This is a genomic window from Paenibacillus brasilensis, from assembly GCF_009363115.1.
GTDB lineage: Bacteria > Bacillota > Bacilli > Paenibacillales > Paenibacillaceae > Paenibacillus > Paenibacillus brasilensis.
Window position 1 is genome coordinate 967876 of record NZ_CP045298.1, and the last position, 24887, is coordinate 992762.

Below are 24887 nucleotides of genomic sequence, written 5' to 3' on the forward strand. Positions count from 1 at the left end.
CATTTTATAGTGAGTGAAATTATCCCTTGAGTTCTTCAATACGTGCGATAACTTTGGCGCGCTTATCGGAGTAATCAGCTTGTTTCGCCTTCTCCTCCTCGATGACTTTAGCTGGTGCCTTAGCCACGAAACCTTGGTTGGAAAGCTTTTTCTCCACGCGCTCCACTTCACTGTTCAAATGCTGAAGCTCTTTTTCAAGTCTGCTAATTTCCTGGGCAATATCAAGCAGTCCGGCCAATGGCAGGTATAGCTCTGCGCCGCTGACTACAGATGTCATGGCTTTATCTGGAACGGAGATCTCCAATCCCGCGTCGAATTCGGATGTATTGCAGAATCGGCGTACATATTCCGCATTGCGGTTAATGATATCAAGAACGGCTTGATCGCCAGGTTTTATGAGCAATTCAACCTTTTTGCTCATCGGTACGTTAACTTCAGCGCGGATATTGCGCACGGCGCGAATCACGTCGATCAGCAAATTCATTTCAGCTACCGCATCCTTATCCTCAAAAGCCGGATCATACACAGGCCAAGCGGCCAGTGTAATCGTTTCGCCTTCATGCGGAAGATGCTGCCATATTTCCTCGGAGATAAACGGCATGAACGGATGAATCATGCGCAATGTCCGATCCAGTACATATGCCAGTACAGACTGTGTTTTCTTTTTCGCCTCTGCGTTGTCGCCATATAGGGAAAGCTTCGCAAACTCAATGTACCAGTCGCACAAATCATCCCAAATAAAGTTATACAGAAGGCGGCCTGTCTCGCCAAATTCATAAGCATCTATTAGACGCGTAATGTCACGTGAAGTTTCGTTCAGGCGGTGGAGAATCCAACGATCAGCAGTGCTCAAATCACCGGTGATGTCGATATCCGCCGCAGTAACACCCTCCAGATTCATCAGTGCAAAGCGGGATGCATTCCAGATTTTATTGGCAAAGTTGCGGGCTTGCTCCACTCGTTCCCAACGGAAACGAAGATCTTGTCCAGGCGTACTGCTGGTGGAAATCATATAACGCATGGCGTCCGTGCCATATTGGTCGATTACGTCGAGCGGATCAACACCATTGCCGAGGGATTTGGACATTTTTCTACCGTCCGCATCACGAACCAGGCCATGCATGAGCACGTCCTTGAACGGAATCTCTTCCGTAAACTCCAGTGCGGTAAAGATCATCCGCGACACCCAGAAATAAATAATGTCATAGCCTGTAACCAGGACATTGGTCGGGTAATAGCGTTGGAGATCCTCGGTCTGCTCAGGCCAGCCCAGTGTCGAAAACGGCCACAAAGCAGAGCTGAACCATGTATCCAGCACGTCCTCATCCTGTTTCAGCTTTCTGCCAGCATATTCAGGCAAGGTTGTAGGGTCCTCTACCGAAACAATAATTTCTCCGGTTTCTTCATCGTACCAAGCCGGAATACGATGTCCCCACCACAATTGACGGGAAATACACCAGTCACGCACATTTTCAATCCAGTGCAGATAAGTCCGCTCGAAGCGATCCGGTACAAAGTTTACGCCGTTGCCGGCCTTCTGCACTTCAATCGCTTTAGCTGCCAGAGGCTTCATTTCCACGAACCATTGTGTAGACAGATAAGGTTCTACAACTACACCTGTACGCTCGCTGTGACCTACCTGGTGCACATGCTCTTCAATACGTATAAGTACACCCTGCTCCTTCAGATCAGCGACGATTTGCTTACGGCAATCGCTGCGATCAAGGCCCTGATATTTGCCTGCCTCGGCATTCATCGTTCCTGTTTCGTCCATTACCGTAATTTGTGGCAGTTGGTGACGTTGCCCCATTTCAAAGTCGTTCGGATCATGAGCTGGTGTAATTTTAACCGCGCCGCTACCAAAATCTTTATCTACATAATCGTCCGCAATAATCGGAATTTCACGCCCAATAATCGGAAGCACCAGTGTTTTGCCGATCATTTGCTTATACCGTTCATCTTCCGGATGTACAGCGACAGCTGTATCGCCCAGCATCGTTTCAGGACGGGTAGTGGCTACTGTAATAAATCCGCTACCGTCTTTCAGTGGATATTGAAGGTGGTACAGATTGCCATTCACCTCTTTATACTCTACTTCAATGTCCGACAATGCCGTACGTGCAGCAGGGTCCCAGTTAATGATGCGTTTACCGCGATAGATCAGGCCTTTTTTGTACAGCTTTACGAATACCTCGCGTACTGCTTGGGACAGTCCCTCATCCAGCGTAAAGCGTTCACGAGAATAGTCGAGAGAAAAGCCCATTTTCTCCCATTGATTATGGATATTATCCAGATAAAGATCTTTCCATTCCCATACCTTCTCCAAAAACTTCTCGCGGCCCAAGTCATACCGTGTCAGACCTTCTTCGCGCAGCTTTTGCTCTACCTTTGTTTGCGTAGCAATACCCGCATGGTCTGCCCCTGGCAGCCACAAGGCATCATAGCCCTGCATACGCTTGGCGCGGATAATAATATCCTGCAAAGTAAAATCAAGCGCATGTCCGATATGCAGCATCCCCGTCACATTCGGTGGTGGAATAACGATTGTAAAAGGCTCTGCCTCCGGATGTTGTCCGGCGCGGAAATAGCCTTTCTCCATCCACGTTTTATACCATTTTTGCTCTGCTGATTTTGGATCGTACGTTGTTGGCATTTCCAAGGTTGTCTTGTTGTCTTGTTCTGACATATCAGGATACCCCCATGATTTTTTCAATTGGCAAATAAAAAAAGCCCTTCATCCTCAAAGGACGAAAGGCTGTTCTTTCGCGGTACCACCTTTGTTTCACCCCTCGTGTATGTATCCACTGATCCATTACACATGGTGTGACACTTTATGCAGATAACGGTTGCGGACCGGCCTTATTCTACCGTGAACCTCGTACCTTCCGTTGGAATGACATGAGGAACCGTTCAAACAGGCGACTCCCGGGTGACTTCGGCCAGTAGCTTCCTGCGGAACCTCACAGCGCTGCAATTCCACTCTCTGAAGGGCTTGCTGCCTACTCTTCCCGATCTCAGTCTTTCAATAGCTATACCACATCATACATTTCCCATTGACTATAGTCAACACCCGCTGTGCATTTTTCAGTTACTGGATCAAGGGATGTACAATACCTGGCCTTCTTCCACATGATGCTCCGCCAATCTGTTATACAATTGAAGCTCCCGCGTACTGAGCTGATAGCGGTCAGCTATGGTTTCCAGTGTATCCTCACGTTGCACGATGCATAAGCGGACCTTGCGGAAAGGCGTTTCATCCTGCGTATGGAAAAACAGGTTTTTCCACTTGGCATCCTCTCGCTCTTCTTCGGCTTTCTGATTCTGATCCTGTGGCTGTTGCTCCAATTGAGACTGATATTCCGCTTCCTTCACCGAACGGCTGGATTGGAGCAGCGACGAGTAGACAACTGTGTCCGGCTCGTCTGCTCCTTCGTCCTTTTTGCTGTTGAGCGCCACACGCATCTCCGGTTTCTCGTCGGGAGAGGTGTCATAGACCGAATGGTCCACCTGCTCTGACGCTTCAGGCTTAAAACCATCCACCTGGCTCGTGTGCAATTGCGGCTCCAGATAGCCCCCCGGCTCTGCTAAGGAATGATCTTCAGACTGCAAAGGATCATGCACCACATCGGAAGATACAGCAGATACCTTCGGCTCACTTCCCGTCCATGCTTCCTCCTGCTGAACCCCCCATACTTCTGGTGCAGCATGCTCATGCTTTATCTCGGAGGGGCTATCTTCATCAGCTTTACCCGTCCAAGGCTCGTTGAATCGATTCGAATCTGCAGCTGGTTCATAAGCTTGCTGTTCCGATAACAGTTTCTGTTCTTCATGGTCCAGTAACGGCTGTTCCCAGGAAGCAAACTCCTGTTGAGTAGAATAGTCCTCTTCCTTCCGATACTCCCCATTATTGGAAAAGGATTGAGTCTGATGCTCGGGTGCATGCACCACGGTAAATTCCTCATCCAGCCAAACCGCCGTCTCCTCGGCATGCGAGCTTTCCACCCCATGCAGCGAAAGAACACCAGTGATATTCAGACTACGCAGGGAGAGCAGGTCCACATCAAAATTTTCAATCTCGACCGAAATATCTTCCAATCTTCCTACCCGGTTCAGCGGAATGGTAATTTCCACAGGTATCATATGACGAAGCTCGTTCGTTACCTCTTCAGGTGTGCGGTACACGCCCTCCAGCAGCAAATGCCCTCGCAAAGCGGCATGGTCGCCGTGGGTTACAACCTGAATGCGTGGCAGAAGCTCAATTTCCTCCAACTCAGCAATCCCGGCAGCTTCCTCCGTCAAATGAATGCGTTCATAAATATCAAAACGCAAGCCTTGCGGCTGATCATTCTGTTGTTTATTCAAGGATGGCATCCTCCTTTGGGCAGCCTCCGCACATCCTCTGACTCCTGTCAGGCGCACGGAAACTCCATATTGCAAACCGTTTCTAGGTTCAAGTATATGCGCCAAAATAGAAGGCATGCCATCTTTTATAGCTGTTTGTACAGCTTTTGCAAATCATCCGGCCAAGCATCCGCCACGGTAATCGTGTCGCCGCTGAGCGGATGACCGAAGGTAAGGCGCTCTCCATGCAGCGCCTGCCTGCCAAAATCAGCAGCTCGGCCCCCGTATAATACATCCCCGAGCAGCGGGAAACCAGCATGACTAAGATGAACGCGAATCTGATGGGTTCGGCCGGTATCCAATGTCAGATATACAAGACTGATCGCGCTTGAACCACTCCCCCATACTTCACCAAGTTCCACATGGGTAACTGCCTTTTGTCCGGTCGGAGATACACGACGACGCTGCTTGTGATGCCTGTCCTTGCCAATCGGCCAATCCAATGTCCGGAGCGATGCAGGCACTTCCCCCCTTACCCAAGCGACATAGCGACGGTCGATATCCTTGGCTCGCATTTGCTCGTCCAGCTTGAGCAACGCGAATTCATTTTTGGCATATAGCACCGGGCCTGTCGTATCCACATCCAAACGATGCACATGTCGTACCGCTGCATGAATGCCATTGATTTCATAATAGGATGCGACAGCATGATCCAGCGTCAGCGGACCATCCTTTACACCGCCGTCTGGATGGACCGCCATACCTGCCGGTTTGTGTACGACCAGGCAAAAATCGTCCTCATACAGTACCTTCAAATCATACCAACGAGGGATGACGCCAAGGTCCATTACAGGAAAAAGGGCCAGCCGTAGCCGGTCCCCTGTAAGTTCAATCCCTTTTTCGTGCCGTAGTCTGCGCCACAGCTTGTCTGGTAAACCCAAACGGTTCAGCAACCAGTCGTCTACAGCCTCAACCCGATTTTCGCCAGCTGTAATTTCTCGTCCCGGTGTGACTTCCAGCCAAGGTCCCCTTCTTTTCCAGCTACCTTGCCAGCTCATAGACGTTTGAGCGCGCGATAGTTCGCTTCAATAGTGGCGTCAATATCCTCAACCGTATGCACACCTGATACAAACATGCCCTCGAATTGAGATGGAGCCACACTGACTCCCTCATTCACCATTTCGGTAAAATAACGGCGGAAGTGATCCTGATTACTCTTTTTAGCCGTATCAAAATTGACAACCTTCTCGTCCGTAAAAAATGGACACACCATGGAACCTACACGGTTGATTGTGACAGGAATACCCAGCTCTCGCGCGTTACGTTCGAATCCGGCCTGAAGCCGTGCTGCCCGCTCTTCCAGCCGATCATATACTTCTGGCGTCAGCAATTTAAGTGTCGAATAGCCTGCGGCCATAGCCAACGGATTTCCGCTCAGCGTACCCGCTTGATAGATAGGCCCGGATGGAGCGATTTGCTCCAAAATGTCACGACGTCCGCCGTAAGCACCTACCGGCAGTCCGCCCCCAATTACTTTGCCCAGACACGTAAGATCCGGTGTCACACCAAAGCGTCCTTGGGCAGAGTGAAGCCCCACCCGGAATCCGGTCATCACTTCATCAAAAATCAGCAGACTTCCATATTGCCGGGTTACCTCACGCAGCCCTTCCAAAAATCCGGACTGTGGGGGTACGACTCCCATATTGCCTGCTACCGGCTCGACAATAATTGCGGCAATTTCTTCGCCAAATTTCTCAAAAGCCAGCTTGACCGAAGCCAAATCATTATAAGGAACGGTGATCGTATGTGTGGCCACGACTTCCGGTACACCCGGACTATCGGGTAAACCCAATGTCGCAACACCAGAGCCCGCTTTAATCAGCAGGCTGTCCGCATGACCGTGATAAGAGCCTTCAAATTTAAGAATTTTGCTGCGTTTCGTAAATCCACGTGCGAGGCGTATCGCACTCATGGTCGCTTCGGTTCCCGAGTTGACCATACGAACGAGATCCATGGAAGGAACACGTTCACATACGAGCTTGGCCATTTCCGTCTCCGCCAGCGTTGGTGCGCCGAAGCTGGTTCCTTTTACAACAGTAGCCTGTAAAGCTTTAACCACTTCGGGATGTGCATGGCCCATAATAAGCGGTCCCCATGAACATACATAGTCTATGTAGGATTGACCGTCGATATCATATACACGCGATCCTTCCCCATGGTCGATATATACTGGCGTAATGCCCACGGATTTAAAAGCCCGAACCGGACTGTTTACGCCACCGGGAATATATTGCTTTGCCTCATCAAAGGCTACTTTGGAGCGCGTATCCTTGCGCACCGTTCGTTGTTCGTCGATCATTCTGGTCACTCCTGTCGTCTGAAAAATACGTTTATTGCTTCAACCATCTCGCCGCATCCTTGGCAGAATAGGTAATAATCATATCCGCACCTGCACGCTTCATGCTTGTCAAAATCTCCATTACCATCGCTTTTTCATCAATCCAGCCTTGGAGTGCTGCCGCTTTGACCATTGCATATTCACCGCTGACATTGTAAGCCACCAAAGGCAGGTCAAATTGGTCCTTAATGGTGCGCATTACATCAAGGTAAGAAAGAGAAGGCTTTACCATCAGCATGTCCGCACCCTCAAGCACGTCAGATTCTGCTTCCCGCAACGCTTCACGCGCATTGGCAGGGTCCATCTGATAGGATTTGCGGTCACCAAACTGCGGCGCAGAATCTGCGGCTTCCCGGAAAGGACCGTAAAAAGCAGACGCATATTTGACGGAATACGACATAATCGGAATATGTGAGAAGCCTTCCTGATCCAGTCCATGCCGAATGGCCTGCACAAAACCATCCATCATATTGGATGGAGCGATAATATCCGCGCCTGCTTTAGCCTGGGAAACTGCTGTACGTACCAGCACCTCCAGCGATTCATCGTTCAATATCTCGCCGCATACCTCACCATCATGCTTATGCATGTGTACCATGCCGCAGTGTCCATGATCCGTAAATTCACACAAACAAGTATCGGCTACAACCAGCAGCTCGGGATAGCGGGACTTGATCAGACGAGTAGCCTCCTGCACAATCCCATCTTCCGCGAAAGCCGAAGTCCCCAAACTATCTTTGGTTTCCGGTATGCCAAACAAGAGCACAGCAGGAATGCCCAGCTCGCTAATTTCCTTCAGTTCCTCCTCCAGCTGATCCAGAGAAAAACGGTATACGCCAGGCATGGAGCTAATCTCCTGCTTCACCCCAGCACCAAATGTTACGTAGATCGGTTGAATAAAATCAGCCGGATTCAATACAGTCTCACGCACCATACTGCGGATCGCAGCCGACTGGCGCAAACGACGATGTCTCGTAAAAGGTACACTCATGATTGCAAACCTCCATATTTTATACATTCATTTGGTAAAAGCACAAATTATAATGTCACAGTAGTACTCGATTGTTTCCAGTCACATAGCGATTGGACCAAACTTTCAATAGTCGCCTGCTCCGACATAAAGCTGACGGTCAAACCGGCCTGGGTAGCTGTCTCACCAGTCAAGGGTCCAATTACAGCAATCGTAACTCCCTCCAGCAGCGACACCGGATCATCTACCCCCATTTGCCTGAGCGCTTCCAGAAAAAAGGTTACGGTTGAGGAACTGGTAAAAGTAATGGCGTGAATGGCGCGCTCCTCAAACAGCTTGAGCAGCTCATCATCCTGTGTGTTGGCCGCCAGTACCGTCTGATACAGATTAGCCTCAGTAACCTCAAGCCCCATCTCTCTTAGCTTTTCTGGCAGCCAAGACCGAGCGAGATCGCCTCTGGGAAGGAATGCGTTCTGCCCTGCCTGCAAATCCTGTTCAAACGCTTCGAGCAAGCCCTCTGCCTGAAACGGACCTTCGATCTGTTCTGCGACGATTCCATGCGTCCGAAGTGCGGCTGCTGTAGCCGGACCGACTGCGGCAATACGCGCTTTGAACAGCGCACGTACATCCTTGTCCTGCTCCTCCAAGTGATTAAAGAAGTATTCCACTCCGTTAACGCTGGTAAAAAACACCCAATCGTATTCAGGCAGTCGGGCAAATGCCTTTTTAATTTGCTTCTTCGTCGGCTCGTCCGAAGGGACTACCGTCTGGATGACAGGGAATTCATAAGGCTCGCCACCGAGCTCCTCAATCCGGCGAACCAGACTGCTGGCCTGGGCGCGTGCACGAGTAACCAAAATCCGCTTGCCGAATAGAGGCATATCCTCAGCCCATTTTAACTGTTCACGCTGATTGACCACTTCTCCAACAACGATGACAGCGGGAGGCTGGAAATTAGCAGCCTTTACCTTCGCCTCGATATCCGCCAGCGTACCCACCAGTGTATCCTGCTCTGCACGGGTTCCCCAACGAATCAAAGCCACGGGTGTATCCGACGGTTTGCCGTGCTTCATCAGTTGCTCACTGATGTAGCCAATCTTCGCCACACCCATCATAAAGATCAGTGTGCCCGTTGCATTCGTTACTTTATCCCAATGAATACTTTTATCGAGTTTATCCGGACTTTCATGCCCCGTAATGATAGACAGCGATGAGGCCATATCCCGGTGTGTAACCGGAATGCCCGCATAGGCGGGTACGCTGATTGCTGAAGTAATGCCGGGTATGATTTCATAAGAAATACCGTGTTTACGCAGCAGCCCGGCTTCCTCTCCAACCCGACCAAAGATGGTAGGGTCTCCCCCCTTGAGCCGAACAACCGTTTTTCCTTCCAACGCCAAGTCCACCAGCAACTGATTGATTTCCTCTTGCTTCATGGTGTGACGATCCGGCAGCTTGCCGACATATATTTTTTGCGCACCTGGCTTCATCAGCCCCAAGAGGCGCGGGCTTGCCAGTCTGTCATACACAATGACATCACCCAGTTGAATACATTCCCATCCCTTGACCGTAATTAATCTTGCGTCTCCGGGCCCTGCGCCAACTAAATATACCTTCCCCGCCATATCCTCATCCCCTTACCTGTGCCAGAATCTGTTCTGCTCCCTTGGCAATCAAACTGGACGCTACCGCTTCTCCCAGCTTTTGCGGATCTTCTCCCTGGAGCGTTTCTTTCAAAATAATCTCGCCATCCGGCGAGCCTACCATACCCGTAAGGCGGATTTCTTGACCCGCCCAGACGGCATGAGCCCCGATCGGTACTTGGCACCCCCCATTCAGTACACCAAGAAAGGTTCGTTCTGCAGCAACCGTAGCCGACGTATCCCGGTCATTGTAAAGACGCAACAATGAGAGCAGCTCTTCATCGTTGGCGCGGCATTCAATACCAAGCGCTCCCTGTCCTACAGCCGGCAAGCAGGCTTCCTCTGGAATATAGGCTGTAATTCGCTCTTTCCAGCCCATCCGGTGTAAGCCCGCCGCTGCCAAAATAATGGCGTCAAATCCTTCCGTCTCCAGCTTTTTCAGACGGGAATCAATATTACCACGTACAGGCTCTAATTGTAGATCTGGTCGCATGGCCTTGATTTGACTAGCCCGGCGCAAACTGCTCGTGCCTACTTTTGCTCCTTGAGGCAAATCCTCCAGGCTTTTGGCTCCGAGTGTAACGAGGCAATCCCGTGGGTCCTCTCGGCGCGGTACAGCGCCGTTCACAAGACCTTCCGGCAATTCGGACGGCATATCCTTCATACTATGTACTGCCATATCAATCTCACCAGCCAGCATGGCCTGCTCAATTTCTTTGACAAAAAGTCCTTTGCCGCCTACTTTCGACAAGGTTACATCCAATATTCGATCGCCCTTGGTCAGTATTTTTTTCACGTCAAACTGCAAAGCCAATCCATGCTCCGCGCACAGCGCATTCAAATCCTCAATGACATGACCGGTCTGCGTTAGCGCAAGCGCGCTCTGTCTGCTCCCTACCACAATTGTTCGCATGTTATTCCTCCTGATTTTGCGCAATCCATAGGTCCATCTCTTTTTCGGTCCAAGCAACAAATTCATGACGTCGTATTTGATCCAAAATCCCGCTGTTCGCCAAACGCCTCAGAAGTTTGGCCCTCTGTCGCGGAGAACTTACAGTACGTTTGATAATTTGTCTCATTTCGTACATAAAATCAAGATATGGTTCATATTCACTGCCGAATAATGGTTCTAAAGCTGATGTAATATCGGCGGTCACAGCCGGGCCTGCCCCTGCAGTGGAAACACTGATCGTCAGCCTCCCCCGCCGAAGGATGCCTGGCGTTATAAAGTCCGTCTCTTCCAACCGGTCCGCCACATTTACCAGTATACCCCTTTGTCTGGCCTCCTGCGCAACCGCGTTATTTACTTCTCTCTGATTCGCCGTCGCATATACAAGAAAGGCTCCCTGGAGGTCGCCCTCGCGATACACGCGATTTACCCAGTGGAGCTGCTTGTGATCGGCCAGAACCTGTAAATCCGGCGTTATATTCGGGCTGATGACGGTAATGCATGCTCCGCTTTCTATCAGCCCCTTTACCTTGCGTTCCGCTATACTACCGCCGCCTACAACACAACAAATCTTATTTTTACAATTCAACGAGATGGGGACAAAATATTGCAAACGGTATTCACTCTCCCGTCCACTGATGAAATACAGACCAGGAATTCAGCAAAAAGTTAAGAATTAATAGTGTATAGCCCACTAATGCCCACTTTGCCATCACGAGGCCTGAACGCTGATTCAATCTTTTACTTACTAAAAATACAATGTACACGCACAAGGCTATCGCTGTCATCAGCACTTTGGTATCCAGCAAAAGACGCCAGCGCTGCTCGGCAATAATGGAAATGACTGCAACGACAATGGAGACTCCGAGTAAGGGAGTGCCGATCAAGAGGGCCTTATGCGTATACCGATCCATCATTTCAAGACTTGGCAGACGTCTGATCGTATCATTCCATTTTTTTACTTTCAATTTACGATGCAAAAACAGATATAAGCCCGAAAATACAGCCGCTACTGTCATCGCTACAAATCCGAGATTAGCCAACGCAATATGAATGAGAAGCAGCCCATGCACTGTATGCCAATTTGCGAGCGGGTTGTCGGTGGGCTCCATCCATATTTTATTGAGCACAAGCACTGCGAAGCTAATAATATCAAGCAGCAATACCGCAAATTCAGAACGCTGATAACGTGACAAAATCAAAGAAATCAGCACTAAAATAAAGGAGAACAGAAATAAAAAGTCGTAGGTCACAAAAATAGGAAGGTGCCCCTCGTTCCAGGTTCTTATTCCCATATATACAAGTTGGAGCAAAAGAACGACAACAAGAAGCCCTGTACCTGTCCGTTTGGCATTCGCATTACGTCGAATCCCATCCGAGAATACAAACAGAAGGCTCAGGGCAAAAACATAAATCATTGAATCATATATCAGCATGCCTGAAGCCACGTCTGTTCACCTACCCTTACAGGCCGGCCGGCGCTAACGACGCTGGCGAGGCTTGGACCTGGCCGGATGTTTCATGAACACCGACCTCCGGTTTCATTAACGCGGATGCATCGCTTTTATCTAATTTCTGAGCGGCGTCCTCCAAACGATCCTCCAGAGCAAAAATGTGGCTGAACATCTCCAACGCCTCATTCCCCTGCTTTTGGACTGCCAATTCCTTCATCCGATTGATCGGATCATGCATCATCTGGTTCAGCATGCTTTTCGTCAAGCGGCTAATCACTTTGCGTTGCCGTTCATCCAGCTCTGGAAGCTTGTTGAACAAGCTTTCCAGTGTATCCTGGTGTACGGATTCTGCTTTTTCCTGTAAAGCACGAATCACCGGACGCACTCCCATCGTTTTCAACCATTGATAAAATTCACTAAGCTCGCCTTCGATCATATGCTCGATTTTGGTTGCTTCGGTACGGCGCATTTCCAGATTGCTCTCTACGATACCTTCCAAATCATCAATATCGTATAGAAAAACGTTCGATAATTCCCCAATAGCCGGTTCCAGATCGCGCGGAACCGCGATATCAATCATAAACAAAGGGCGGGACTGACGACGTTTCATGCTGGCTTCAACCCGATCCCTATCGAGTATATATCCTTGGGCACCTGTCGAGCTGATCACAATGTCCACATCGGCCAACCGTTGAATTCCTTCCTCCATCGTAACCGGTGTTCCGTGAAACTTGGAGGCCAAATCCTCCGCACGAGACAAGGTCCGATTCGCCACAATAACTTCAGCTGCTCCGCCACTGTAAAGATGCTTAACGGTAAGCTCGCTCATTTTACCTGCACCGAGAATCAGCACTTTCTTATCGGTAAACATACCAAAAATTCGCTTGCCCAGCTCAACTGCTGCATAGCTGACAGATACGGCACTTTCTCCAATAGACGTCTCCGAATGGGCACGCTTGCCCAATGTGACGGCTTGCTTAAACAACATATTAAACCACGTAGCCGTAATTTTCTGGGATTGAGCCTGAAGAAAAGCATTCTTCACCTGTCCCAAAATTTGAGTTTCCCCAATGACCATCGAATCAAGACCACAAGTCACCCGGAACAAATGCCGGATCGCCTGCTCGTCCTCATATATATATAAATGTTGTGTAAATTGATCACGCGGAATACCGAACCATTGCTCCATAAAACTGCGTATAAAATAACCGCACATATGAAGGCGGTCTACTACCACATATATTTCAGTTCGATTGCAGGTTGCGACAACTACGCCCTCCAACACACTTTTAGTAAGTTTGAGTTGTTCCAGCGCTTTTGGTAAATCTTGTTCTGCAATTGTAAAACGCTCTCTGACTTCCACAGGCGCCGTACGATAATTCAACCCAACAACGACGATGTGCATTGCAAATTCACCTGCCTAAACTGTAATAAGAATAGCTGCTGTTATCATAAACTATGTTAATTATATCACAGAAGTCCAAATCTCCTTGGACTGTTTTATGAATTGTTTATGAAAATTAGATGACTCACATGAACATTCAACACGCACTGTATTATTTGATTTAGTGTGAGCCACTTTTAAAACAAATAACCATGGAAAATTCCATGGTTATGATATAGGACACGCAAATGGCTCCATAAGAAACGAATTACACCAATTCAGCGTGCTTGCTCTCCGGTGATTCCACCTGAAGCTCTCCCAGGCCGCGAATCAGCTTCTTCGCATATGTTCTTTCCGGTTTTAGGACGGATACCAGGTAGTCGATAGCCAGCTGCGGATCAACAGTCTCACCGCAGGTATAACAATCAATAGCGGCAAATCCTCTTTCAGGATACGTATGAATAGAGAGATGACTCTCCGACAGCAGTACAAGCACAGTAGCTCCCTGTGGTTCAAATTGCTTGGATTGAACGGACATTACCGTTGCTCCGCAAGCTTCAGCAGCCTCAACTAATTGAGTCTCCAAAAACTGTGCATTATTCAGCAATTCAAACTCAACACCCCAAGTATCTACGGCCACGTGTCTTCCGAAAGTTGAGTATTCCAATTCCATCTTTCGGTTCCCCCTTCCTAGGAATAAAATGTTTGAAAAAAATTTCATCCGCTAGGACCTACGTCATTCACTTCCCGAGGGATAACCTCTCGCAACATTCAATGTCCTGAGTGAATCCTGGTTCCTATATTCATTTTCAACGAGATTAAAAATAACATCTATGTACGGCAAATGCAATCATTTTTTTGGAATAAAAAAGCCCCTCCCATAGCGAAAGGGACTGCTTTGCATAACAATTCATTCCAGCATGCCCAAGCCGGTTTAAGCTTCCAGTGCAAACAATCTGGAGCAGCTCATCCGAAGTCTTTGATCAATCTGTTCCAGCTCCGAGGACGTTCGAGCCAGATTCCGTTGATCCAGTAACGAATTAATGAGGTCATACACGGCTGATATTTCATTTTCCACGTTTTGATGCTGAAAAAGCTGCTGTAGTTCATGTACCGTATTCTTATACTCGAACACCAGCTTGGAGCCTTCGTCATTCTTCTCCATAATTTTACGAACAGTGCCTTCGTTATAAAAATACACCATCGTGAATCCTTGATACATCCGGTAAACAATCCCCTCACCCTTAAAGCGAACAAAAAGTTTGCGTATAAACAAGGTTAGTTGCGGATGAATTAAGCGGCAGGTCAATTCACAGACATATTCTCCCTCTCTGGCTTCAAAAAACAAATGAACTTCCTCACCCGCAGTATGCTCCAGAACGATTTCCTGTCCCCCGTTATCCAGCACTTTAATTCGGTAATGCATTTGGGGATCATCCACGGCCTGCAAAAATTCATCCATTTGAGTTTCCGACAAGGTCAAAGTGGTTTTTACATATTCTGTGGCTAACCGCTGAGCCATACCAATCTCCTCAATTCTTTCCTGAACCTATAGTTCGAGCTTTACCATTTATTATACATCAGACCAATAGCGCTTTTCTTTCGGACCAATTCATAAAAATCGGTCATTCATGAGAAATAAACGGAAAATACCTTCATTCGAGTGGTATTATCCCCCATATGCTCACTTTTCTGCTGGAAATCCGCGTGATTGCTCTGTTATATATATTATTCCCACCAGCTTAATAGGTTTTAATTAGTCTGAAATTTATACATTACTCTGAATTTTACACACTACGAAAAAGGACGCCACAAGGGCGCCCCACATTTATAATTCCGTCTGCTCTTCGTCGTCATTCTCTATATAGCCGGAGATGACAGACCACAGTTCTTCCTTGCCCATACCTTCTTCGGAGGAAAAGGGGATGAACAATCCCCCGGGAAGTATTCCGAGTTCCTGCTTAATGACTTTATAATGCTTCTCACGTCGTGTTTTGGGGATTTTATCTGCCTTTGTACCTACAACACATACGGGAAGCCCGTTATGACGCAGCCAATCATACATCATGATATCATCCTTGGACGGCGGATGGCGCAAATCAACCATTTGAAGCACCAGCTTGAGCTCCTCCCGCTCCAGCAAATAAGACTCAATCATTTGACCCCAGGCTTTGCGGGACGTTTTGGATACTTTAGCGTAACCGTAGCCGGGAAAATCAACAAAATAGAGATCATCATTAATCCGATAATAATTAAGCTGCTGGGTTTTCCCCGGCGTAGAACTGGTACGTGCCAAATTTTTGCGGTTAATCATCCGGTTAATCAGTGAAGACTTTCCGACATTAGAGCGCCCTGCCAGAGCGATCTCTGGCAAAGCGTCTACAGGAAACTGACTGGGACCAACCGCACTAATAATAAATTCTGCTTTTGTTACTTTCATTATGTCCTTAATTCCTCTCTAATGTACCCTTGCCTGCTCAACCAAAGCATGCTTCAGTACCTGATCCATATGGGCAACGGGAACAAATTCAACATCCTGCCGGATACTGTCGGGAATATCCTTTAAATCCCGTTCATTATCTTTGGGAAGCAGAATTTTTTTGTAGCCTGCCCGGTGAGCCGCCAACGATTTCTCTTTCAAACCACCAATTGGCAACACACGACCGCGTAGGGTAATTTCGCCCGTCATCGCCACATCCTTCGATACATGACGGTTGGTCAAGGCCGAAATCAATGCCGTAGCAATGGTGATTCCCGCAGAGGGTCCATCCTTCGGAATCGCTCCCTCAGGAATATGAATGTGAATGTCGTTTTTCTCATAAAAGTCCGGTTCAATACCCAGTTCAATCGCTTTGGAACGAGTAAAGCTGAATGCCGCCTGTGCGGATTCCTTCATCACGTCTCCAAGCTTACCCGTAAGAATCAGTTTACCGCTGCCGGGTACGACCGTCACTTCAATCATCAGCGTTTCACCACCGACCTCTGTCCATGCCAAGCCTGTAACCGTACCGATCTGATCCTCCAGCTCCGCTACGCCGTAACGGAATTTGGCGATCCCCAAATAATCCTTCAGATTATCCGGTGTGACTTGAATTGGTCCTTCCCCACCGGATACAACAGACTTCGCGGCCTTACGGCATAGGGAAGCCAGTTGCTGTTCGAGATTCCGTACCCCAGATTCACGGGTATATTCGCGAATGACACGCAGTAACGTTTCCTCCCCGATAACCAACTGCTCCTCTTCCAAGCCATGCTCTCTCTTCTGCTTGGGCAATAGATACCGATTGGCAATCTCCAGCTTCTCCAGTTCGGTGTAACCAGGAATATAAAGTGTTTCCATACGGTCCATGAGCGGACGCGGGATATTATGTGCAGCATTGGCTGTTGTCACAAACATCACGTTCGATAAATCAAAGGGCAGCTCAACAAAATGGTCGCTGAACGTATTGTTCTGTTCGGGATCAAGCACTTCCAGCAATGCCGCTGAGGGGTCTCCCCGAAAATCGGAAGCCATTTTATCAATCTCATCCAGCAAAAAAACCGGATTGGACGTGCCTGCCGTCTTCATTCCCTGAATGATACGCCCCGGCATCGCACCAACATAGGTCCGGCGATGACCACGGATTTCTGCTTCATCCCGTACACCACCAAGGGAGATGCGGACAAATTCCCGCCCCATGGATTTGGCAATCGAACGAGCCAGCGAGGTCTTGCCGACCCCTGGCGGACCTACGAGACACAGAATCGGTCCCTTAATGGTCTTCACCAGCTTGCGCACAGCCAAGTACTCCAGTACCCGCTCCTTCGGTTTATCCAGTCCGTAGTGGTCATGATTCAGCACCTCTTCGGCCTTGGCAATATCCAGGTCATCATCGGTAAACGTATTCCACGGCAAGCTTAACAGCCAATCGACGTAATTGCGGATGACGCCACCCTCGGCGGAGCTTGCAGGCATTTTTTCCAGACGGTCGATTTCCTTTTCGACCTTCTCTTTTACCGGAACAGGCAGCTCCAGCTCACTCAACTGGTTGCGCAGCTCTTCAACTTCTCCTGCACGACCTTCCTTCTCGCCAAGCTCCTTCTGAATCGCCTTCATTTGTTCACGCAGATAATATTCCTTCTGCGTCTTTTCCATTTGCTTTTTCACTCGCTGGCTGATTTTACGTTCCAGCTCCAGAACCTCACGCTCGTTGTTCAAAATATCCAAAAGCTTCTCCAGACGCTGAGTTACGTCGATCGTCTCCAGAATATCCTGCTTTTCCTTAATCTTGAGCGTCAGATGGCTTGTGATTACGTCTGCCAGCCGTCCAGGCTCCTCAATATCGGATACCGCAGCAAGTGTCTCGGGCGTTACCTTTTTGGACAAGTTGATATAATGCTCGAACTGGGTCAATACAGTGCGCATAAGCGCATCTGTCTCAGGCTGCACATTTTCTGCCTCATGCAGTTCCTTGGCCAGTACCTCGTAATATTCTTCATTGTCCGTATATTGAATAATCTCGGCACGTTCCAGCCCCTCCACCAGCACCCGAATCGTTCCGTTAGGAAGCTTGAGCATCTGGCGCACCTTGGCTACCGTGCCGACTCGAAAAATATCCTCTTGTGTGGGTTCTTCAATATTTACCTCTGATTGAGAACACAGGAGAATCAAATTGTCTTCAACCATCGCTTTTTCCAAAGCCTTGACCGATTTTTCCCGGCCCACATCGAGATGCAGAACCATGCTCGGGTAGACCAGAAGTCCTCTTAAAGGCAGCAAAGGAAAACGACGACCTTTTGTCTTGGTGGGTCCCATCGCTTTCGCACCTCCAGTGATTCTCAGGTTCCGGATTTTACAATCCTCACGTTGTTATCTTTCATATTTTATCAAATGTTAAATAAAAAAACCAATGAAAGGGTCGCTTATTAGCAAGATCCTGTATCAGATATCGCCCCATTATGCGTTCCATCAGCCTGTAACAACGAAGATTGGGATGGGCGAAAAGTCTCAATTGGCGCATGCACAGGTGATTCTGACGTCATTTCTTCCCCGAACACATGACGGAATACTTCGGTAACCGACTGTACCGGGATAACCTGTAAGCCCTCGATACTGTCAAAAAGAGCTTGCCAGTTTTCCTGGGGAACGATCACTTTTTTGGCTCCTGCCTGAAGAGCCGCCTCGACCTTGGCTAATACGCCGCCAATCGGTTTGACACGGCCATGGATGCTAACCTCTCCAGTCATCGCAATTTCGTGATCCACCGGAATTCCCCGCATGGCGGAAGCAATAGCTGTCGCCATGGCGATTCCTGCCGACGGACCATCTACTGGCGTGCCTCCGGGAAAATTGATATGCAGATCGTAATTCGACGGAGACAGTCCGAGTGTGCGCAAAACGGTCAATACATTTTCCACAGAACCTTTAGCCATACTCTTGCGTCGCAGCGTACGGGAGCCGCCCCCAATTTCCTCTTCATCGACTACTCCCGTAATATTGTAGCTTCCCTTTCCTTCAGGAACCGGAACCGCCGTAACCTCAATTTCCAGCAGCATTCCCATATTCGGGCCGTATACAGCTAACCCGTTAACAAACCCGATTTGCGGTAATCCCGGTATTTTTCGATCAGGACGCGGTTGAATTTGACTGCTTCCCGCAACCCATTCCACATCAGACGCATTAAGACGCTCCCGTTTCTCGGTAAGTGCCAAACCAGCAGCAAGCTGGATCATATTGACGGCCTCACGACCGTTCGTAGCGTAACGCTGTACGACCTCTACCGCCTCGGGACAAGGTCCAAAGCCCAGCTTGTGGACAGCATCCTCAGCAATACGAGCAATTTCCTGCGGCTGAAGGGCACGGAAATAAATTTCCATACACCGGGAGCGGATGGCAGGTGGCAGCTCATGCGGCGAACGGGTTGTCGCACCTACCAAACGAAAATCCGCTGGCAAACCATTTTGGAAAATATCGTGGATGTAGGCAGGAGTATTTGTATCTTCCGAGTTGTAATATGCACTCTCCAAAAATACCTTGCGGTCCTCCAGCACTTTCAGCAGCTTATTCATCTGTGTCGGGTGCAATTCACCGATTTCATCAATGAACAGCATGCCACCATGCGCCTTTGTTACAGCTCCAGGCTTGGGTTGCGGAATACCCGCTACCCCCATAGCTCCAGCCCCTTGATAAATGGGATCATGCACTGATCCAATTAACGGGTCCGCAATCCCGCGCTCATCAAAACGGGCCGTCGTGGCGTCAATTTCCGTGAATTTCGCATCAGCCTTGAATGGAGAGGACAGGTTTTTCTTTGCCTCTTCCAGCACTACGCGCGCAGCAGCCGTCTTCCCTACCCCCGGCGGGCCATAAATAATGACATGCTGGGGATTCGCACTACATAGCGCCGCTTTGAGCGCACGCAGTCCGTCCTTCTGGCCGACGATATCCTGTAACGTTGCTGGCCGAGTACGTTCAGCCAGCGGCTTGGTAAGTGAAATGGAGCGCAGTTTGCGCAGCTTGTCCAGCTCCTTCCGGGACTCCCGGTCCACCGCACTACGGTTCGTTTTCTGGCTCCGCAGGAGATTCCAGAAATACAGACCGATGACAATTCCGAAAAACATTTGTACCAACAACAAAATCATAGTCAAGTCCATTGTATTTCCTCCGTTTCTCGTCTCAGCAATTTGAAAAATGCTGCTCTATGAAAGACAGTATTTCCTTTTCCACGATAGCTAAACGGCAGTCTTTCAAAAGATCAGAGGGAAAATACAAAAACACCGTGAAGAACAATTCTGCAGCAGAACTGTTTTTCACGGCGATGATATAATGACCATAAAATAAGATAATACTCTGTATAAAACTGATTGATCCTCTATACTTTCTCAGCTGTATGGCGTTCTTCGCGCCCAGGGATTTTGCCTGTCTCTTCATATGCTTTAACGATGACATCAATTTCTTTTTTCAATTCATCAACCATGTCAGCCTCGGGTACTTTACGGATCATTTTACCGTAACGGAACAAAAGCCCTTCCCCGCGTGCTCCAGCAATGCCGATATCAGCTTCCTTCGCTTCACCCGGACCATTTACTGCACAGCCCAGCACCGATACTTTAATCGGCACCTTGAGTTTGGCAATATAGTCTTCTACCTCGTTAGCAATAGAGAACAAATCAATGTCCAGACGTCCGCAAGTTGGACAGGAAATCAATGTAGCCGCATTGGTGATCAGTCCAAACGTTTTGAGCAGCTCCCGTGCAACCTTCACTTCCTCCACCGGATCGGCACTAAGCGAAATGCGCATCGTGGAGCCGATGCCTGATGCCAGCAATGCACCCATACCTGCCGCACTTTTAACCGTTCCGGTAAAGAGCGTACCTGCCTCGGTGATGCCCAGGTGGAGCGGATACTTGATAATTTCGGCTGCTTTCGTATAAGCGGCAATCGCCATCGGTACGTCAGATGCTTTCAGAGATACAATAATATCGTGAAAATCAAGTTCCTCCAAAATACCGATATGAAACAGCGCGCTTTCCACCATCGCTTCTGGCGTAGGATAGCCGTACTTATCCAGCAAATGCTGCTCCAATGATCCGGCATTGACACCAATCCGAATCGGAATCCCTTTTTCCTTACACGCTTTAACGACAGCCTCCACTTTTTCACGTCGGCCAATATTACCTGGGTTAATGCGTACCTTGTCAATCCCATTTTCAATCGCCAGTAGAGCCAGCTTGTAATTAAAATGAATATCCGCGACGAGCGGAATATGAATCCTTTTTTTAATTTCTTTTATGGCTGCGGCTGCTTCCTCATTGTTTACGGTAACCCGCACCAGTTGACAGCCGGCTTCTTCCAAACGAAGAATTTCCGCTACAGTAGCTTCCACATCTGCTGTTTTGGTTGTACACATACTTTGGATGATAACTTCATTACTGCCGCCAATCGTCAGATTCCCGACTTTAACGGGACGTGTGTCTTGTCTTAAGAACATGTACTTTTCTCTCCCATTAACACCAAACCTCCACCCCTTAAAACCTCATAAGGTTTAGTGAAGTGGAGATTCGGCTTCTCATGTTGTAGAGATCGCGAAGTATCAATCCTTAGGCGCTCTCTTCTTGTTTTTTATCCTTATCTGTACCACCGAGTTCCGGTGCGATTTTGTCTTTTACTACCTGCTCATTGATAACGCAAGTCGTTACATCCTCACGGGAAGGAACTTCATACATGACGTCGAGCATGATACCTTCGATGATCGCGCGAAGACCACGAGCACCCGTATTACGCTTGATCGCCTCACGAGCAATGGCTTCCAGAGCATCCTGCTTAAACTCCAGTTGCACATTATCCAGTTCCAGCAACTTCTGGTATTGCTTAGTTAACGCATTTTTCGGCTCAGACAAGATACGAACCAATGTCTTCTCATCAAGCGGCTCCAGCGTAGAAATGACTGGCAAACGTCCCACGAATTCCGGAATCAGACCGAATTTCAATAGATCCTCAGGCAATACCATTGAAGTATATTCGCCTGGCTTCAGATCTTTTTGTTCGCTAGTGGCATTAAAGCCAATGACCTTTTTACCGATACGGCGTTTGATCATTTGCTCCAGACCGTCAAAGGCACCGCCGCAAATAAACAGAATATTTGTGGTGTCAATTTGAATGAACTCTTGGTGCGGATGCTTGCGACCACCTTGCGGAGGTACAGAAGCAACCGTGCCTTCCAGAATTTTAAGCAGCGCCTGCTGTACACCTTCACCCGATACGTCACGCGTAATGGACGGGTTTTCGGATTTACGGGCTACTTTATCAATTTCGTCAATATAGATGATGCCGCGTTCGGCTTTTTCCACATCATAATCGGCAGCTTGAATCAATTTCAGCAAAATGTTTTCAACGTCTTCACCCACATAACCAGCTTCCGTGAGGGAGGTGGCATCTGCGATAGCAAAAGGTACGTTCAAAATTTTAGCCATGGTTTGCGCTAGCAACGTTTTACCCGAACCTGTAGGTCCAAGCATCAGAATGTTACTTTTTTGCAATTCTACATCATCAATTTTGTTTTGTGTATTAATACGCTTGTAGTGGTTATATACCGCTACAGACAACGATTTTTTCGCTTGATCCTGACCAATGACATATTGGTCCAAAATATCACGGATTTGCATGGGTTTCGGAATGTCTTTCAGATCTACTTCTTCCTCATGACCCAATTCCTCTTCCACAATCTCCGTGCACAGCTCAATGCATTCGTCACATATATATACGCCTGGTCCGGCAACAAGCTTGCGAACCTGATCTTGAGATTTGCCGCAGAAAGAACATTTCAATTGTCCTTTTTCATCATTAAATTTAAACATAGAGCCACCCCTTTACAGATTAATCGGTTTAGACAGCACCTGGTCAATGATACCATATGCTTTTGCCTCTTCTGCTTCCATGAAGAAATCCCGGTCAGTATCACGTTCGATTTTTTCGAGGGGCTGACCTGTACGCTCTACATAGATTTGATTCAGCTTGGTACGTGTTTTGATAATCCAGTCCGCATGAATCAGCATATCTGAGGCTTGCCCCTGAATGCCGCCGAGCGGCTGATGGATCATAACTTCACTGTTGGTAAGTGCATATCTTTTGCCTGGTGCACCCGCTGTGAGCAGCAAAGAGCCCATACTTGCAGCCATGCCCACACAGATCGTCGATACGTCCGGCTTAATAAATTGCATTGTATCATATATACCCATGCCCGCAGTTACAGAACCGCCTGGCGAGTTAATATACAAATTGATGTCCTTTTCCGGATCTTCCGCAGAAAGGAACAATAACTGTGCAATGACGAGATTGGCGACATCGTCATCAATTGGGCCACTTAGGAAAATGATGCGATCCTTAAGCAACCGCGAGTAAATATCGTAAGATCGTTCTCCTCGATTCGTTTGTTCCACAACCATAGGGACGAGACTCATCACGACCAACCTCTTTTCTTAATTAAAATGAACACTGTATTCATCCGCTTGTTAAGTCCCATTAAAACGAAAGCGGCGAGCATGAAACCGGAACACCTTACAAAATATTTTAACATGTTCAGAGTCTTGTGTCATATTTGCATCCGCTCATCTAGTAGTGCGGCTGTTATATGCTTTGCCAAGACCTTCTCATATTTAACCATGTTTCGTATGTATGTGCAAATATACGGTAGTGACTTATGTAAAACAAGAAAACACCACTCACAACGTTTTCCATAAACGACTAAAATTTGGGTTGCCTAAGGTAAAAATAAGGCACGTAACTTTCACTACGTGCCTTATCTCTATCTAATTACTACGTTGCAGCCTGTTAGAGCATACCTCGTATATTTTATCGTTTGAATTACTCAGCAGCTGCAGCTGGCGCTTCAACTTCCTTGCTGTTTTCTACCAGCAAAGCAATTGTTTTGCGCAGCGAGATCTCTTCTTTCAAGTTTGCGAACGAGCCGTTACTTTCCAGAATACTGCGGATTTCTTCAACAGAACGTTTGTAAGCATCAGCCATGTTTTTCAGCTCTTCATCAATTTCCGCTTCGGAAACTTCGATGTTTTCTGCTTTAGCCACTTGCTCCAGCACGAGGTTGTTACGCACGCGCTTCTCAGCATCAGCTTTCATTTGCTCTTCCAGATCTTCCTTGCTTTGACCGGAGAAGCCGAGGAACATTTCAAGGTTCATGCCTTGGCTGCGCAGACGGTTGTCGAAATCGCGAACCATGTTTTGCACTTCACTCTTGACCATTGCTTCAGGAATGTCGATTGTTGCATTCTCAGCAACCTTCTCCACCACAGCACCCTCACGAGCTGCTTTAGCTTCGTTTTCCTTACGCTCCAGCAATTGCTTTTTCAAGTCTTCCTTGAATTCAGCCAATGTGTCAAATTCACTTACATCTTTAGCAAATTCATCGTCCAGTTCAGGAAGAACTTTGCGTTTCAGTTCATGAACTTTCACTTTGAATACGGCTTGTTTACCAGCCAGGTCAGCAGAATGGTAGTTCTCAGGGAACGTTACTTCAACGTCCTTGGAATCGCCAGTGTGCAAACCGATCACTTGATCTTCAAAGCCAGGGATGAATGTATTGGAGCCCAGCTCCAGAGAATACTTCTCAGCTTGTCCGCCTTCGAACTGGACGCCGTCTACGGAACCGTCGAAGTCAATAATAGCTGTATCGCCGGATTGAGCTGCATCTTCATCAACGACAACCAATTCAGCATGGCGTTGTTGCAGGCGTTCCAGCTCTTGAGCCAACTCTTCGTCGCTAACTTCAAGTTTGCTTACAGGTACTTCTACGCCTTTGTACTCACCCAGAGTTACTTCAGGCTTAACTGTAACCTTCGCTTTGAATTTGAAAGATTCGCCTTTAGCAAATTGATCAATTTCAACATCCGGGCTGTCAACCGGGAAGATGTCCGTTTGCTCTACAGCTTCGCCATAAGCTTCTGGCAGCAGGAAATCAATTGCATCCTGATACAAGCTCTCAATTCCGTAGCGTTTTTCAAAAATAGGACGTGGTACCTTACCTTTACGGAATCCTGGTACACTTACTTGCTTTACCACTTTATTAAAAGCTTTGTCGAGTGCAGCGGCTACACGATCCGCGTCAACCTCAACTTCAAGAACCCCAAGGTTCTTCTCTATTTTCTCCCAAGTTGCTTTCATTTTATGCTTTCCCCTCCAACAAAATCTTCACTTAGTTTTCATTACAATCAACGCACACAAAATAACCATTATAGTATATCTAACATTACTGT

The 24887-nt window shown here is 48.0% G+C and carries 19 protein-coding genes and 1 other annotated feature; all 19 genes read right to left on the reverse strand.

Translation table 11 applies throughout. From position 1 onward, the window contains the following. Nucleotides 1-19 precede the first annotated feature (19 nt). Nucleotides 20-2686, reverse strand: a complete 2667-nt coding sequence (locus GCU48_RS04475; RefSeq protein ID WP_025717698.1) for a valine--tRNA ligase — start codon at nucleotides 2684-2686, stop codon at nucleotides 20-22. 54 nt (nucleotides 2687-2740) lie between these two features. Beyond that, nucleotides 2741-3025: a binding site (T-box leader), on the reverse strand. A gap of 71 nt (nucleotides 3026-3096) precedes the next feature. Beyond that, nucleotides 3097-4362: a LysM peptidoglycan-binding domain-containing protein gene (locus tag GCU48_RS04480; RefSeq protein WP_152379200.1), complete on the reverse strand. Its 1266-nt coding sequence runs from the start codon at nucleotides 4360-4362 to the stop codon at nucleotides 3097-3099. A gap of 125 nt (nucleotides 4363-4487) precedes the next feature. After that, complete coding sequence (locus tag GCU48_RS04485; RefSeq protein ID WP_025717700.1) at nucleotides 4488-5399, reverse strand: RluA family pseudouridine synthase; 912 nt, start codon at nucleotides 5397-5399, stop codon at nucleotides 4488-4490. Further along, the gene (gene hemL / locus GCU48_RS04490) at nucleotides 5396-6700 is read right to left on the reverse strand and encodes a glutamate-1-semialdehyde 2,1-aminomutase (protein WP_152379201.1); all 1305 of its coding nucleotides are present in this window, start codon (nucleotides 6698-6700) and stop codon (nucleotides 5396-5398) included. The genes GCU48_RS04485 and hemL overlap by 4 nt, the downstream gene beginning before the upstream one ends. Nucleotides 6701-6731: 31 nt before the next feature. Then, complete coding sequence (gene hemB / locus GCU48_RS04495) at nucleotides 6732-7730, reverse strand: porphobilinogen synthase (RefSeq protein ID WP_152379202.1); 999 nt, start codon at nucleotides 7728-7730, stop codon at nucleotides 6732-6734. Nucleotides 7731-7777: 47 nt separating this feature from the next. After that, nucleotides 7778-9334 carry a uroporphyrinogen-III C-methyltransferase gene (cobA, locus tag GCU48_RS04500; protein WP_152379203.1) on the reverse strand — a complete coding sequence of 519 codons (1557 nt, stop codon included), beginning with the start codon at nucleotides 9332-9334 and terminating at the stop codon, nucleotides 7778-7780. 4 nt (nucleotides 9335-9338) lie between these two features. Continuing rightward, on the reverse strand, nucleotides 9339-10265 hold the full coding sequence (gene hemC, locus GCU48_RS04505; protein ID WP_152379204.1) for a hydroxymethylbilane synthase: 927 nt from the start codon (nucleotides 10263-10265) through the stop codon (nucleotides 9339-9341). Nucleotide 10266: 1 nt separating this feature from the next. Further along, nucleotides 10267-10914 (reverse strand): precorrin-2 dehydrogenase/sirohydrochlorin ferrochelatase family protein, encoded by a 648-nt coding sequence (locus GCU48_RS04510; protein ID WP_152379205.1) that lies wholly within the window; start codon nucleotides 10912-10914, stop codon nucleotides 10267-10269. Nucleotides 10915-10921: 7 nt separating this feature from the next. Further along, a complete protein-coding gene (gene ccsA / locus GCU48_RS04515) occupies nucleotides 10922-11749 on the reverse strand; it encodes a cytochrome c biogenesis protein CcsA (protein WP_025717706.1) in 828 nt (275 codons plus the stop codon). A gap of 16 nt (nucleotides 11750-11765) precedes the next feature. Further along, nucleotides 11766-13160: a glutamyl-tRNA reductase gene (hemA, locus tag GCU48_RS04520; protein ID WP_152379206.1), complete on the reverse strand. Its 1395-nt coding sequence runs from the start codon at nucleotides 13158-13160 to the stop codon at nucleotides 11766-11768. Between the two features lie 247 nt (nucleotides 13161-13407). Next, nucleotides 13408-13806 (reverse strand): adenosylmethionine decarboxylase, encoded by a 399-nt coding sequence (speD, locus tag GCU48_RS04525; protein WP_025717708.1) that lies wholly within the window; start codon nucleotides 13804-13806, stop codon nucleotides 13408-13410. Between the two features lie 267 nt (nucleotides 13807-14073). Continuing rightward, a complete protein-coding gene (locus GCU48_RS04530) occupies nucleotides 14074-14661 on the reverse strand; it encodes a hypothetical protein (RefSeq protein WP_025717709.1) in 588 nt (195 codons plus the stop codon). A 306-nt stretch (nucleotides 14662-14967) separates the two neighbouring features. Then, nucleotides 14968-15579: a ribosome biogenesis GTP-binding protein YihA/YsxC gene (gene yihA, locus GCU48_RS04535; RefSeq protein ID WP_025717710.1), complete on the reverse strand. Its 612-nt coding sequence runs from the start codon at nucleotides 15577-15579 to the stop codon at nucleotides 14968-14970. An 18-nt stretch (nucleotides 15580-15597) separates the two neighbouring features. Beyond that, nucleotides 15598-17934, reverse strand: coding sequence for an endopeptidase La (lon, locus tag GCU48_RS04540; RefSeq protein ID WP_152379207.1), 2337 nt, complete (start codon nucleotides 17932-17934; stop codon nucleotides 15598-15600). Between the two features lie 110 nt (nucleotides 17935-18044). After that, on the reverse strand, nucleotides 18045-19772 hold the full coding sequence (gene lonB, locus GCU48_RS04545; protein WP_025717712.1) for an ATP-dependent protease LonB: 1728 nt from the start codon (nucleotides 19770-19772) through the stop codon (nucleotides 18045-18047). A gap of 218 nt (nucleotides 19773-19990) precedes the next feature. Next, complete coding sequence (gene ispG, locus GCU48_RS04550) at nucleotides 19991-21109, reverse strand: flavodoxin-dependent (E)-4-hydroxy-3-methylbut-2-enyl-diphosphate synthase (RefSeq protein ID WP_152379208.1); 1119 nt, start codon at nucleotides 21107-21109, stop codon at nucleotides 19991-19993. A gap of 109 nt (nucleotides 21110-21218) precedes the next feature. Continuing rightward, nucleotides 21219-22475: an ATP-dependent protease ATP-binding subunit ClpX gene (gene clpX, locus GCU48_RS04555; protein ID WP_025717714.1), complete on the reverse strand. Its 1257-nt coding sequence runs from the start codon at nucleotides 22473-22475 to the stop codon at nucleotides 21219-21221. A gap of 12 nt (nucleotides 22476-22487) precedes the next feature. Further along, nucleotides 22488-23078 carry an ATP-dependent Clp endopeptidase proteolytic subunit ClpP gene (clpP, locus tag GCU48_RS04560; protein ID WP_152379209.1) on the reverse strand — a complete coding sequence of 197 codons (591 nt, stop codon included), beginning with the start codon at nucleotides 23076-23078 and terminating at the stop codon, nucleotides 22488-22490. A 403-nt stretch (nucleotides 23079-23481) separates the two neighbouring features. Next, complete coding sequence (gene tig / locus GCU48_RS04565) at nucleotides 23482-24795, reverse strand: trigger factor (RefSeq protein ID WP_025717715.1); 1314 nt, start codon at nucleotides 24793-24795, stop codon at nucleotides 23482-23484. Between the last annotated feature and the right edge of the window lie 92 nt (nucleotides 24796-24887).

Coding starts and splice junctions, on each gene's coding strand:
- yihA (WP_025717710.1), bottom strand. CDS start 15,579: ATGAAAGTAACAAAAGCAGAATTTATTATTAGTGCGGTTGGTCCCAGT.
- lon (WP_152379207.1), bottom strand. CDS start 17,934: ATGGGACCCACCAAGACAAAAGGTCGTCGTTTTCCTTTGCTGCCTTTA.
- hemL (WP_152379201.1), bottom strand. CDS start 6,700: ATGATCGACGAACAACGAACGGTGCGCAAGGATACGCGCTCCAAAGTA.
- GCU48_RS04475 (WP_025717698.1), bottom strand. CDS start 2,686: ATGTCAGAACAAGACAACAAGACAACCTTGGAAATGCCAACAACGTAC.
- hemA (WP_152379206.1), bottom strand. CDS start 13,160: ATGCACATCGTCGTTGTTGGGTTGAATTATCGTACGGCGCCTGTGGAA.
- cobA (WP_152379203.1), bottom strand. CDS start 9,334: ATGGCGGGGAAGGTATATTTAGTTGGCGCAGGGCCCGGAGACGCAAGA.
- tig (WP_025717715.1), bottom strand. CDS start 24,795: ATGAAAGCAACTTGGGAGAAAATAGAGAAGAACCTTGGGGTTCTTGAA.
- GCU48_RS04530 (WP_025717709.1), bottom strand. CDS start 14,661: ATGGCTCAGCGGTTAGCCACAGAATATGTAAAAACCACTTTGACCTTG.
- hemC (WP_152379204.1), bottom strand. CDS start 10,265: ATGCGAACAATTGTGGTAGGGAGCAGACAGAGCGCGCTTGCGCTAACG.
- clpP (WP_152379209.1), bottom strand. CDS start 23,078: ATGAGTCTCGTCCCTATGGTTGTGGAACAAACGAATCGAGGAGAACGA.
- clpX (WP_025717714.1), bottom strand. CDS start 22,475: ATGTTTAAATTTAATGATGAAAAAGGACAATTGAAATGTTCTTTCTGC.
- hemB (WP_152379202.1), bottom strand. CDS start 7,730: ATGAGTGTACCTTTTACGAGACATCGTCGTTTGCGCCAGTCGGCTGCG.
- ispG (WP_152379208.1), bottom strand. CDS start 21,109: ATGTTCTTAAGACAAGACACACGTCCCGTTAAAGTCGGGAATCTGACG.
- GCU48_RS04485 (WP_025717700.1), bottom strand. CDS start 5,399: ATGAGCTGGCAAGGTAGCTGGAAAAGAAGGGGACCTTGGCTGGAAGTC.
- lonB (WP_025717712.1), bottom strand. CDS start 19,772: ATGGACTTGACTATGATTTTGTTGTTGGTACAAATGTTTTTCGGAATT.